The sequence below is a fragment of the Nocardia tenerifensis NBRC 101015 genome (assembly GCF_000308715.1).
In the GTDB taxonomy this organism is placed as follows: Bacteria; Actinomycetota; Actinomycetes; order Mycobacteriales; family Mycobacteriaceae; genus Nocardia; species Nocardia tenerifensis.
The window spans coordinates 1-12,653 of the sequence record NZ_BAGH01000219.1; the positions used below are offsets into that span (position 1 = coordinate 1).

9 protein-coding genes and 1 pseudogene are annotated in these 12,653 nt (G+C 69.5%); 2 read left to right on the forward strand and 8 right to left on the reverse strand.

Going from position 1 to position 12,653, the window contains the following annotated elements:
- Together ON39_RS18175 and ON39_RS18180 are read right to left on the reverse strand one after the other, a co-directional pair.
- Positions 1 to 1,993, reverse strand: a 1,993-nt coding sequence (locus ON39_RS18175) for a hypothetical protein (RefSeq protein WP_040735602.1), incomplete at its 3' end; no start/stop codon positions are given.
- A 278-nt stretch (positions 1,994 to 2,271) separates the two neighbouring features.
- Complete coding sequence (locus ON39_RS18180) at positions 2,272 to 3,399, reverse strand: M24 family metallopeptidase (RefSeq protein WP_040735604.1); 1,128 nt, start codon at positions 3,397 to 3,399, stop codon at positions 2,272 to 2,274.
- Positions 3,400 to 4,364: 965 nt separating this feature from the next.
- Here ON39_RS18180 and ON39_RS18190 point away from each other — a divergent pair.
- Positions 4,365 to 4,604, forward strand: a complete 240-nt coding sequence (locus tag ON39_RS18190; RefSeq protein WP_040735608.1) for an alcohol dehydrogenase catalytic domain-containing protein — start codon at positions 4,365 to 4,367, stop codon at positions 4,602 to 4,604.
- A gap of 235 nt (positions 4,605 to 4,839) precedes the next feature.
- Positions 4,840 to 5,808, forward strand: a complete 969-nt coding sequence (locus tag ON39_RS18195; RefSeq protein WP_040735610.1) for a 5'-3' exonuclease — start codon at positions 4,840 to 4,842, stop codon at positions 5,806 to 5,808.
- A 269-nt stretch (positions 5,809 to 6,077) separates the two neighbouring features.
- Here the strand turns inward: ON39_RS18195 and ON39_RS51685 are convergent.
- The 6 genes and pseudogenes from ON39_RS51685 to ON39_RS18225 form a co-directional block, all read right to left on the reverse strand.
- Positions 6,078 to 6,759, reverse strand: a pseudogene (locus ON39_RS51685) (DUF4333 domain-containing protein).
- Between the two features lie 151 nt (positions 6,760 to 6,910).
- Positions 6,911 to 9,613: a DEAD/DEAH box helicase gene (locus tag ON39_RS18205; RefSeq protein WP_085998214.1), complete on the reverse strand. Its 2,703-nt coding sequence runs from the start codon at positions 9,611 to 9,613 to the stop codon at positions 6,911 to 6,913.
- 2 nt (positions 9,614 to 9,615) lie between these two features.
- A complete protein-coding gene (gene tatC, locus ON39_RS18210; RefSeq protein WP_040735614.1) occupies positions 9,616 to 10,569 on the reverse strand; it encodes a twin-arginine translocase subunit TatC in 954 nt (317 codons plus the stop codon).
- Between the two features lie 121 nt (positions 10,570 to 10,690).
- Entirely contained in the window at positions 10,691 to 10,960 is a 270-nt protein-coding gene (gene tatA, locus ON39_RS18215) for a Sec-independent protein translocase subunit TatA (protein ID WP_040735616.1), read from the reverse strand.
- Positions 10,961 to 11,084: 124 nt separating this feature from the next.
- Complete coding sequence (locus tag ON39_RS18220) at positions 11,085 to 12,110, reverse strand: 2-dehydropantoate 2-reductase (protein ID WP_040735620.1); 1,026 nt, start codon at positions 12,108 to 12,110, stop codon at positions 11,085 to 11,087.
- The coding region (locus ON39_RS18225; protein WP_040735623.1) for a helix-turn-helix transcriptional regulator at positions 12,107 to 12,653 on the reverse strand (547 nt) is incomplete at its 5' end. The genes ON39_RS18225 and ON39_RS18220, both read right to left, overlap by 4 nt.

A 12,653-nucleotide genomic window follows, 5' to 3' on the forward strand; every position in this document is an offset into this window, starting at 1 on the left:
ATCTCTCCGCCCGCTCGTGCAGCAGACCCGCACCGCGACCGCGACCCCGCGCCAGCTGCCGGAATTCGTTCTCGATCGTGTGGTTCAGCGCGCTCTGCGGATCGGCGAGCGGGTCGTGGGCGATCCACAGGCAGGCGACGAGCCAGGCCAGAGTGTTGTCGGGGCCGAGTCCGTTGTCGCGCACCAGCTCCGCGACGAGGTCGATCGGCGCCGTGCCGTGGTCGAGCCGGTTGGGGGCCGAGGTGATGAGGTCCAGGTCGGACAACCAGGCCGCCGCGGCGGGCACGTCGAACTCGGCGCCCTGCGGTTCGAAGGGCCGACCGAGGAAGCTGACCACCGCGGCGAGGTCGCCCAGCGCCAGCGCGTGGTAGTGCGCGGCGGCGTCCTGTCTCTCACGCCGGTAGATGTCGCGGCACAGGGTGTGCGTCCTGGTCCAGTCGCGTGGGTCGGTGTCGGGTCGATCGGTCAACTCTCGCAACAGGATTCGACGGAGCCAGGGGTTGATCGCCAAATCGGGCCCCTGGTCGTGGGTTTCGCCGATCCAGAGCTGGTTACGCAGTGTCTCCAGCAATTGTTCGCCGTTGGGCACGGCCGAGTCGAGCACCTCGGGACGGTAAAGCATGTCCACGTTCCGCGCGGCGCTCGCGGTCACCAGGTCGCGCAGTGCGGGCCCGGTGCCGAAATCCCGCAGCAGGCCGCACACTCGATCGCGCACCGTCGCCTCGGTCGGCTCGGACTCCGAAAGGGGCTGTGGGAGATCGGATTCGAAGATTCGGCAGGCGGCGGACGCGCGCTCACGGACGTCGAAGCGGGCGAGCGCGGTGAGCACCTCGACGGTTCCGCCCGGATGACCCGCGGTGAGTCCTCGGGTGAAGTCGGTGATCCATCGGTCGGCGTGCATGTCCTGCCCCACGATGTCGTCGGCGAGCTCACCGATGGACTCCCTGGTCAGCCGGCTCAGATCGAGCAGATACCAGGGATTCCGACCGTCGGGGGCGGGCCGATCGGCATCGATGTCGGACGGCGTGCGCGGGCGAGGCAGCCGGGCGTCGGCGGGGCGATGCTCCCGCGCGCCGGCGCGATCGGCATCGTGCGCACCGGGGCGGCGCCAGCCGTCGCTCCACAGCGGTAGCCACGCGCGGCTGCTCGCGAACACCACCAGTGGATCGGGCTCGCCGGGCATGCGGCGACGCGCTTCCTGCAGGGCGAGCAGAAACTTCCGTCCCGAGGGGGTGTGCACATTGTCCAGCAGCACAATGCAGTTCAGGGTTCGTCGCGACCCGTTGAACCCGGCGTACGCGCGGCGCAGGTCGTGCAGGAACGCCTCGAAGAAGATGGCGTCGACGGCGTCGGGGACCTCCGAGCGCGCACCGTCCTCGTTCGCCCACCTGGCCAGGTCGATCAACACGTCCACGCTACTGCCCTGCGCGCCAGGCAGTCTCGGCACATTACGCAGCAGCCTGCGGCGGTCGAACCAGCCGAGTCCGCGCAGCAGGCCGTCCGCGGCGGGCGCCGCCCAGGCGGGCAGTCCGCTCGTCACCGTCCCGGTCGTGCGCACCAAATCGAGGATGCCACTGCGGTTCCGCTCGATCGGCTGGCCGCTCGATATGATGCCCCGCAGTTGCCGGATGGCCTCACGACGATTGTCGGCCCGGGTGTGCAGGGCGCTGCCCACGATGAGCAAGCACAACCACAGCTGCGGAAAAGCCAGCCTGCCGAACTGCTTCCAGTGCTTGCTCAGCTCGAACGCGAGTTCGCCCAGCACCTCGCGCGGTTCACGCTCGGCGCGCTCGAAGTCCAAGTAGGCGTGCGGAATACGGCCGCACCGGTAGTCCACCTCGTGTAGCAGCGCCGTCTTGCCGGTGCCGCGCGGGCCGAGCGCCACCACCACCGGCAGGTTCCGACTCTCCCGATTCGGCCGGGCGAGTAGATCTTCGAGCAGCCATCCGGTGACCGCGCGCAGCCCGTAGAGACGCCGCCTCTCCCTTGGCATAGGCCCCCTCGGTCTCAGACTCGAACGCGCACTGTGTTCGTGGGCGCCTGATCGAGCGGGACAAGTGAGCCGTCCGGATCGGGGCCGCTAGTCGTCCTTGATACTACCGACTAGCCGGGACCCCTCCCGAGATTCACGGCACCTTTCTTCGCCAGAGCGGTTCCCGGCCTGTCCAGCGGTCGGCCATAGCCGGGACGGCCTGACGCAAACGACCCCCGCTCCGAGTGGAGGCAGGGGCCGGATGTCTTGCGCCACAGGCAAGTTGCTCTTCGATTGGGTTACAGGACCGTCAGCCCGTGCGGGCGCTGGTTCATGGACTCACAACCGTCGGCGGTGACCACGACGATGTCCTCGATACGAGCGCCCCAGTCGCCGCGGAAGTAGATGCCCGGCTCGATGCTGAAGGCCATGCCCTCCTGCAGAACCAGGTCGTTGCCCTCGACGATGTAGGGCTCCTCGTGGACGGACAGGCCGATGCCGTGACCGGTGCGGTGCACGAACGCCTCGCCTAAATCGGCCTCCGTCAACGGCTTTCGAGCGGCGGCGTCGACCGCCTCGGCGGTCACACCCGGCCGGACGGCGGCTACCGAGGCGGCCTGGGCCTGCTCCAGGACGGCGAAGCGGGCGGCGACCTTCGGGTCAGGCTCGCCGAGGACGTAGGTGCGGGTCGAGTCCGAGTAGTAGCCGGGCTGGACGGGCCCGCCGATATCGATGACCACGACGTCGCCCGCCCCGATGCGGCGATCGGAGACGTGGTGATGCGGGTCGGCGCCGTGCGGCCCGCTGCCGACGATGACGAACGCGGCCTCGGTGTGCCCCTCCTCCACGATCGCGGCGGTGATGTCCGCGCCGACCTCGGCCTCGGTGCGGCCCACCCGCAGGAACTCACCCATCCGCGCGTGCACGCGGTCGATGGCCGCACCCGCGCGGCGCAGCGCGTCGATCTCCGCCACGTCCTTGATCATGCGCAGTTCGCGCAGCACCGGCGTCGCCGAGGTGGGCAGGCCCGAGAAAGATTGCGCCAGTGGGATGAGGTGCAGGGCGGGCATCGCGTCGGCGACGGCCACCCGCGAGCCGACGTGCAGCGCCGACTTCACCACGCCGTACGGATCTGTGCCGTCCACCCAGTCCAGCACCTGCAGCCCCAGCTCGCCCGCCGCAGAGGCCTCCAGCGAGGCAAGCTCCAGCTTCGGGATCACCACCGAGGGGGTCGCGCCGTCGGCCGGAATCACCAGGCAGGTCAGCCGCTCGAAGGACTCGGCCGCCGACCCGATCAAATACCGCAGATCGGGTCCGGGAGTGATCAACAAAGCGTCCAGATGAGCGGCCCGCATCAGCTGCACCGCCCGCTCCAACCGCTCACCATAAATGTCCGCCGCGAACCTGGAATCCGTATGCGAGCTCATTCGTCCGACGTTACCCGCCCGGCCCCCCACACGTCCCCCGAGCCAGCCCGTCCCAACAGCATCGCGCGCCCACCTGTCGGCAGGCCAGACGCCCGCTGGTCCGCCCCGGCCGCAACACCACGCCGAGTTATCGGCAACCCCGCATCCGAGCCGACCCGCCACAACTGCACACACAAGCCGCTCCATCGACCGCCCCACACGCGCACCCCCAGCCCGCGCCCACCACAACAGCATCGCGTCCATCTGACGGCGGGCCAGCACACGTACCCCTGGTCTGCCCCGCCGCAACACCCCGCCGAGTTATGGCGACCCCGTACCGGAGCCGACCCGCCACAAGTTCACACGCAAGCCGCTCCATCAACTGCCCCACACGCGCACCCCCAGCCCGCGCCCACCACAACAGCATCGCGCGTCCATCTGACGGCAGGCCAGCACACCCGCCCCCGGTCGCCCTGCCGCAACAGCATCGCGCGCCGCTCCATCGACCGGCCCACATGCTCACCCTCAGCCGCCACGCCGCCGATGCACCCTCCTCCTCGAGGTCGACGTGCCGGCCGGGCAGATCACCGGCAGGTCCCCGACCACGCCGACAGAGCGTGCGGCCGAAACGCATTCGGCGGCACAGGCCCCTCGACCAACGGGCCGCCCAGAGCCAACTCGGTGACAACGGGCTCGAACGCCGCCAGCTCGTCGTGCTCGACCTCGCCGTCGACACCATCGCAGGCCGCTCCATCGACCGCCCGCCCCCAGCCACCCACCACAACAGCCTCACGAGCCGCTCGATCGACCGGCCCACACGCTCACCTCAGCCGCCATGCCGCCGATTGCAACCTCCGCCTCGAGGTCCACGTGCAAGCCGGACACGCAAATCACCGACAGGTCCCCGACCACGCCGACAGAGCGTGCGGCAGAGTCGCATTCGGCGGCGCAGGCCATCGACCAACGGGCCGCCCAGAGCCAACTCGGTGACGGCGATCCGGCTCAACCCCCTGGAGGCGCGCCTGCGCGACGGCGAGTTCCCGCTGCTCGGCAAGCCGCCGTTCAGCCTCGGCTGGGACATCAGCGGCGTGGTCGAACAGGCACTGACATGGCGGTTCCGGCCCGGCGACGAGGTGGCGGGCTCGAACGCCGCCAGCTCGTCGTGCTCGGCCTCGCCGTCGATACCATGGCAGGCCACTCCATCGACCGCCTCACGCGCCCCCTAACCGGCCCGCCGCAATGACCTCGCAGCCGATCTATCGACGCCATCGCGCACGCATTCGAATCGACCCGCCGGGACGACGGGCTCGCGCGCCCACCTATAGACCGCCCACGCGCGCCACCCTCAGCTGCCTGCACGCAATAGCGCCATGCGTCGATTCGTTGGCAGCTCACCCGCGCGCTCAGCCGGCGATGGCATCGTAGGGCCGGTTTGTCGGGGCGGCGAGGTAACCTCAGCGCGTGACTTCTGCTGCGACTTCTGGACCGCTGTTGCTCCTGGACGGGGCGAGTTTGTGGTTCCGTGCCTTCCACGCGATTCCCGAGAAGATCACCGCGGCGGACGGGCGGTCGGTCAACGCGTTGCGTGGGTTCACCGACATGGTCGCGTCGCTGATCACCAAGCATGCGCCGAGTCGGCTGGTGGTATGCCTCGACCTGGATTGGCGGCCCGCGTTCCGGGTCGAGCTGGTGCCCTCGTACAAGGCGCATCGGCTCGACACGTCCGCGGACGCGGGGCCGGGGGCCGAGGAGGTGCCCGACACGTTGACGCCGCAGGTCGACATGATCCTCGAGGTGCTCGAGGCGGCCGGCATCGCGACCGGCGGGGCCGAGGGGCTCGAGGCCGACGACGTGCTCGGCACCCTGGCCACCCGCGAGACCACCGACGAGGTGGTCGTCGTCAGCGGCGACCGTGACCTGCTGCAACTCGTCCGCGACACGCCGGAGCCGCCCGTGCGGGTGCTCTACGCGGGCCGCGGACTGGCCAAGGCCGAGCTGTTCGGTCCGGCCGAGGTGTCCGCCAAATACGGTGTGCCACTGGTGAATGCGGGCCGCGCCTACGCCGATCTCGCCACCCTGCGTGGCGACGCCTCCGACGGACTGCCGGGCGTCGCGGGGATCGGCGAGAAGTCCGCGTCGATGCTCATCTCCCGCTTCGGCTCGCTGGAGGCGCTCGTCGCCGCCGTCGAGGACCCCGAGGCCGACCTAGCCCAGGGCATCCGCGCCAAACTCCGTGCGGCAGAAGAGTATTTGAAGGTCGCCGCCCCCGTCGTGCGCGTCGTCTGCGACGCCGACGTAGCCCTCTCCCGCCCCGACGCCCTCCCCACCAACCCCGCCGACCCCGACCGCCTCCACGAACTGGCCACCACCTACAACGCCGAAAGCCCGATCACCCGCCTCATCAAGGCCCTCTCCACCCGCGCCTCCTAACCCGCACTCACCCGCACCCTCTCTTGTTTCCCGCACACCGACTTGCCGCGACAACACGCGTGCGTCTACCAAAAGGGAGTGCGGCTGTTGACCGGCCCGCCTGCTGACGGTGCACAGAAGCACGGGCCGCAGGGCTCAACCGACCTGCCCAGCGAACCAACAACCACCCCGGCGAACCAACAGCCAGCCCGGAACAGCCAGCGACTAACCCCGAAAAACCAACGGCCGGCCCACCAAAAATGGGCCGGCCGCGGAGTTCGCGCGAGCGACTAGTTCGGACGGCCGACCTCGTAGGTCCCATCCTCCTTGGTGATCTTGATAGTCACCTTCTTCGCCTCACCGCTCACCTTGAGGTCGCAGGTGAAGGTGGCGTCGACCTTGACCTCCGGACCGTCGGGGCACTTGACGTCGCTGACGTCCTGGATGCCGTAGGAGTCGGTGAGCACCTTTTTTGACGCCGTCCTGGACGGCCGACTGGTCGAGCTTGTCCTTGGAGGTCAGCACGAGGACCAGGGCGACGATCGCGCCGATGACGACGACGCCGAGCACGACGAGGCCGATGATCAGGCCCTTGCCCTTGCCGCCCGACTGCGGCTGTTGCGGCGGCTGACCCCACTGCTGCTGCGGAGGCTGGCCCCACTGCTGCTGGCCCTGCTGCCAATCCTGCGGCTGGGCCTGCTGCCACTGCGGCTGACTCTGCTGACCGGGCTGCTGACCCCACTGCGGGGGAGGCTGCTGCCCCCACTGCTGCTGCGGAGGCTGTGGCTGCGGCTGACCCCACTGCTGCTGGTCACCCCACTGCTGGGTCGGCTGAGCCGAGGCGGGCGTCTGCGGTTGGCCGCCCCACTGAGGGGTCGGTCCTGTCCCGCCGGGTGCCTGCTGTCCACCCCACTGCTGGGTGGGATCGTTGCGTCCCTCCCCGGGTTCGCTGGGTCCAAACGGGCCGCTCATCTGATTGCCTCCACTCGCATCGTTGTACACACGGTAGCCCCCCGCGTGGGAACGGTCGCACGCGTACCTTCGCCTCGCTACGCTCGGCTCCGGCCCGCGAGTCCGCCGTCACGGTCGGTACGCGAAAGAAATCAAATCACAATCTAATCCGCTACGCGGCGTCCACCGCGACGACACCCCGCCTGATCGCCCGCACCGCCTTCGCGGCGGTCGCCGCGACCTCCGGATCGTCGGCCCCGCCGTGGATCTGATCGAGCAGATCGATCACCTGCCTGCACCAGCGCACGAAGTCGCCCGCCGACAGCGGCGCGGCCTGATCGCCGCTGGCGAGCAACGACTCGGCCAACCCGTCGCCGCGCGCCCACTTGTGCACGCCGGTGACGAAGCCGAGGTCCGGTTCCCGAGTCGGCGGCAGCTTGTGCCGTGCCTCGTCGGAGCGCAGTTCGCTCCAGACGCGGATGGTCTCGCCGATCGCCCGCCGGATCGGCGCGGTCGGGCCCGTCACGCCGAGATATCCACCCTCCTGGCGGGATTCGAACACGAGAATGGAGACCACGGCGGCCAGCTCGGCGGGTCCGAGCCCGCGCCACAGTCCCTGTCGCAGGCACTCGGCGACGAGCAGGTCGCTCTCGGAGTAGATCCGCGCGAGCCTGCGCCCGTCCGCGGTCACCTCCGACTCGTGCACGAACCCGCGCTCCTCGAGCAGCCCGACGATCCGATCGAAGGTGCGGGCCAGCGAGTTCGTGGTCGCGGCAACCTTCTGGCGCATGGTCTCGGTCTCCCTGGCCAGCCGGTTGTAGCGCTCGCCGAGGCGCGACATCTGCTCCCGATCCGGCCGGGTGTGCACCGGATGCGAGCGCAGCGTACGCCGCAGCGTGGACAGTTCCCGGTCGTCGGCCGCCGAGTTCCGTTTACCGCGCCGAGCCCGGCCGGGCGCGGAGATGCCGGTGCTGCGCAGCGCCGAGGCGAGGTCGCGACGGGCCTGCGCGGTCCGGTGATCGACCCGCCGGGGTAACCGCATGTGTCCCAGGGTTTCCGCGGGCACCGGAAAATCCGCCACCGAAACCCGTCCAGCCCACTTGTCCTCAGTGAGCACCAGCGGGCGCGGATCACCCGGCGTCGTATCGGGTTCGAGGATGACGGCCAGACCCGCGCGCCTCCCGGACGGGATCGCCACCACGTCGCCGCGCCGCAACGCGGTCAGCGCGGCGACGGCCACCCCGCGCCGATCGGAACGCCCCTGCTGCTCGAGCTGCCGCTCCCGCTGCTTGATTCGCTCACGCAGCGAAATGTATTCCAGGAAGTCACCTTCCGGCCCGCCGAGCTGACCGAGCAGCTTGCGCAGCTGGGACTCGTTGCGTTCGATGCCACGCACCAGCCCGACCACCGAACGGTCCGCCTGGAACTGCGCGAACGAACGCTCGAGCAGCGCGCGCGACTCCTGCGCGCCCATCCGGTCGATCAGGTTGATCGACATGTTGTAGCCCGGCTTGAACGAGCTGCGCAGCGGAAAGGTCCTGGTGGAGGCGAGGCCGGCGACCGCGCTGGTGTCCACCTCCGGCTGCCACAGCACGACCGCGTGGCCCTCGACGTCGATGCCGCGCCGCCCGGCCCGGCCGGTGAGCTGGGTGTACTCGCCCGGGGTGAGCTCGGCGTGCGACTCGCCGTTGTACTTGACCAGCCGCTCGAGCACCACCGTGCGCGCGGGCATGTTGATGCCGAGAGCCAGTGTCTCCGTGGCGAATACGGCCCGCACCAGGCCCTTGACGAACAGTTCCTCGACGGTGTGCCGGAACGCGGGCAGCATGCCGGCGTGATGCGCGGCCAGCCCGCGGTGCAGCGCCGTGCGCCACTCCCAGTAGCCGAGCACCTCGAGGTCGGCCTTGGGCAGGTCGCCGGTGTGCTTCTCAATGATGTCGTCGATCCGGTCCCGATCGTCGGGATTGCTGAGGTCCAGGCGCGATCGAAGGCACTGCGCCAGCGCGCCGTCGCAGCCGGCCCGGCTGAAGATGAACGTGATCGCGGGCAGCAATCCCTCTTCGTCCAGCTTGGCCAGCACCTCGGGGCGCGGCAACGGGCGGAAGTCGCGGCGCGGCCCGCCGCGCCCGTTACGCGGACGGGCCCAGCTGTTCATCCGGTCGGCGGCCTCGCGCTGGCGGATGAACCGCACGAGATCCTCGTCGACCAGCACCTTCTGGTCCGTGGAGTCGGTGTCGAACAGGTCGAACATCCGCCGCCCGACCATGACGTGCTGCCACAGCGGCACCGGCCTGGTCTCGTCGACCACCACCGCGGTGTCGCCGCGCACGGTCTCCATCCACGCGCCGAACTCCTCGGCGTTGCTGACCGTCGCCGACAGGCTGACCAGCTTCACGTCCGGCGGCAGGTGCAGGATCACCTCCTCCCACACCGCCCCGCGGAACCGATCGGCGAGGTAGTGCACCTCGTCCATCACCACGAACGACAGCCCGCGCAGCGCGTCCGAGGACGCGTAGAGCATGTTGCGCAGCACCTCGGTGGTCATCACCACGACGGGCGCGCCGGGGTTGATCGACTGGTCGCCGGTGAGCAGGCCGACGCTGTCGCGGCCGTAGCGCTCGGTCAGGTCGGCGAATTTCTGGTTCGACAGTGCCTTGATCGGCGTGGTGTAGAAGCATTTGCCGCCCGCGGCGAGCGCCAGATGCACGGCGAACTCGCCGACGACGGTCTTACCCGCGCCGGTCGGCGCGCAGACCAGCACGCTGTGGCCGTCTTCGAGTGCCGCGCAGGCCGTGCGCTGAAAGGGGTCGAGGCTGAACTTCAGCTCGGTGGAGAACTTCGCGAGCTCTCCCGTCTGCGACCGGTGATGTGTCACCGTCAGAGGGTATCGGAGTAGTCCGACATAGACCGCCCGGTTTTATCCGGCGGTGTCACCAGCGAGGTCGCGGGGTCGATCGGGTCTGGGCCGGTGATCGTCGAGGCCTCTTCGTCGGACAGCGCGGCCAGGTCCTCGGCCTCCCGCCGGGCCTTGCGGATGTCGTTGAGCCGGGCGAACTGGATCGCGACCTCGAACAGCACTGTCAGCGCGAACGCCAGGGCCAGCATGGAGAACGGGTCCTGCGGGGTCACGATGGCCGCGAAGACGAAGAGCCCGAACGTGATTCCGCGCCGCCACGCCTTGAGCCGCGCGTAGGTGAGCACCCCGATGAGGTTCAAACCGATGATCAGCAAAGGAGTTTCGAAGCTGACGCCGAAGATGACGAGCAATTGGATGATGAAACTGAAGTACTGCGAGCCGCTGAGCGCGGTGATCTGAACGTTGTTGCCGATCGTGAGCAGGAAGCTCAAGGCATGGGCGACAACCACGTACGCCAGCGCGGCGCCCGTCGCGAACAGCACCGACCCGGCCGAGACGAAGCCGACCGCGTACTTGCGCTCCTTCGCGTACAGGCCCGGCGTGATGAACGCCCACAGCTGATAGAGCCAGACCGGCGCGGCGAGCACGATGCCCGCAGTCATGCCGACCTTCAGGCGCAGGGTGAACTGCTCGAACGGCGCGGTCGCCAGCAACTTGCAGGTGCCGTCGGGGCTGATCGCGGCGCGCGAAGAGTCCGGCAGCGAGCAGTAAGGGCCGCGGAGGATGCCGCCGAGGCTGTCGATGCCGAGGAATCCGTATTCGTACCAGATGAACCCGAGCACGGTGGTGACGATCACCGCGGCGATCGAGACCAGCAGCCGGTAGCGCAGTTCCTGCAGGTGCTCGACCAACGACATGGTGCCGTCGGGATTGGTCCGGCGCTTACTGTGCCGGGGATCGAACGGGATTCGCATGGTGGGTGTTTGCCCCTGGGTGAGAAGCCGGCGACGTGGCAGCGCGTGCTAGTGCCGAGGCACGAGGCAACAGCACTGTATCCGGAGTGAGTTCTCGCTCACTCCGGGACGAGCGGGACGCTCAGAGCGTCTTCGGCTCGGCCTGCGGCTGCTGGGTGGTCGACGGGGTCGCCGGCTGCGCGGGCGGCAGTTGCTGCACGGGCTGCTGCGCGGGCGGGGTCGACGCGTGGTCGGAGTCCTTGCCCTCGTGCTGCATCTGACTGACCTCGCTCTTGAAGATGCGCAGCGACCGGCCCAGGCTGCGGGCCGCGTCGGGCATCCGCTTGGCGCCGAAGAACATCACGAAAACGACCGCAATGATCAGCCAGTGCCAGATGCTCAGACTGCCCATGATTGTTACCTCCCAAGACTGGTGATGGTTCCGATGCTACCGGAGCACGACGTGCGCGAACGCACTGTCCGGCCATGTGGGGGCGGTGGCGCACCCCGATGTCACGCCTGGTTTTTCTGTTGTCTCACCGGCCGCTCGCGTGCGCGGCCCGCAGTTGTTCGAGCAGTTCCGCGCCGGTCCAGGTGCGTTTGTCGCCCTGTTCGGCCGCGACGATCAGTTCGATCAGCCGCTGGTTCACCGGGGTCGGCAGGCCGACCATCGCGCCGAGGCCGACGATCTCCCCACAGAGCCAAGAGATCTCGGTTTTGCGCCCCAGTCGCAGATCGTCGGCCATGGACGAGCGTGCCATCGGATCGACGGCGAGCACCCGGCCGAAGGCGCGCCGGAAGATCCCGTCCGGGACCGTGAGCAGTGTAGCCATCACCCGCGGTGGCACGGGCGTCAGGCGGGCCGGGGCGATGCGCGCCTTGTTCATCACCGCGAGCGCCTCGCGTTGGGTCAGCGACAGGCAGCGGCGATAGTCGCGGTCGGCGAGTTGCTCGCGCAGGGTGCGACCGGACAGCGCGTTGATCGGGTTGTTCAGATTCAGCAGCAGTTTGGCCCACTGCACGGGGCGCAGATCGGAGTGGCGGTGCAGCGCGAGCCCGGCCTGTTCGAAGAGGCCGAGGAACGGGGCGAGGCCGGGATCGTCCTGGACGGCGAGTCCGCCCTCGGTGCCGCGGTGGAACCGGCCGCCGGGGTGGTGCACGACGTTGAACAGCACCATGCCGGCCAGCACCACGCAGTTGGGCAGCACCTCTCGGATCACGGTGTCGTTGCCGACGCCGTTCTGCAGGCTCAGCACCACCGTGCCCGGCCGGACCTTACCAGCCAGGTCGCGCACCGCGTCCGCGGTCGCCGCCGACTTCACCGCGACGAGCACCAGATCGGCCGAGCCCGCGTCGTCCGGCTCGGTGGCCACGTGGAATCGGTCCGCGGGCAGCGCGTCGTCGCCGCCGTCGAGGTCGGTGAGTCGCAGGCCGGAGGCGGTGATCTCGTCGAGCACCCGCGGCCGGCCGACGAAGGTGACGTCGGCTCCAGCCACGGCCAGCTTGCCGCCGACGAAGACGCCGACGCTGCCAGCACCGACCACGAGCACCCGGCTCGTCACGCGAGACCGGCCTCGGAGTAGGCGGCGAGGGCGGCGTTGGAGCGCTCGCGCACCGCGGCCACCAACTCCGGCGGCCCGAGGACGGTGACGCCCGCGCCGAAGCCGAGCAGCAGGCGCGCCATCCAGTCCAGGGTGGCGAATCGCATGGTCGCCTCCAGGCTGCCGTCGGGGTGCACCGCGACCCGGTTCATCGGATACTGGTCGAGCACCCACGCGTAATCGCCGTGAATCCGCAAGCGCGCCAAGGGAACCGCGGGATCGTCCTGGAACAGGTCGAGCGCGGCGGACTCCTCCGTCGCGTGGCTCGGCGGCCTGGCCGGCTCGTCCAGCTCGGTGGCGGCCTCGATCCGGTCGAAGCGGAACAGCCGCACTCCCTCCGCCTGGCGGCACCAGGCTTGCAGGTAGCTGTTGTTGTCCACGAGAACGATACGAATCGGATCGACGACACGTTCGCTGACCACATCGCGACTCGCCGAGTAGTAGACCAGCCGCAGCGCCCGCTGCCTGGCCAGCGCCGAGCGCACGGTGGCCACGGCCGGGGCC

Coding starts and splice junctions, on each gene's coding strand:
- tatA (WP_040735616.1), bottom strand. CDS start 10,960: ATGGGCAGTCTGAGCATCTGGCACTGGCTGATCATTGCGGTCGTTTTC.
- ON39_RS18180 (WP_040735604.1), bottom strand. CDS start 3,399: ATGAGCTCGCATACGGATTCCAGGTTCGCGGCGGACATTTATGGTGAG.
- tatC (WP_040735614.1), bottom strand. CDS start 10,569: ATGCGAATCCCGTTCGATCCCCGGCACAGTAAGCGCCGGACCAATCCC.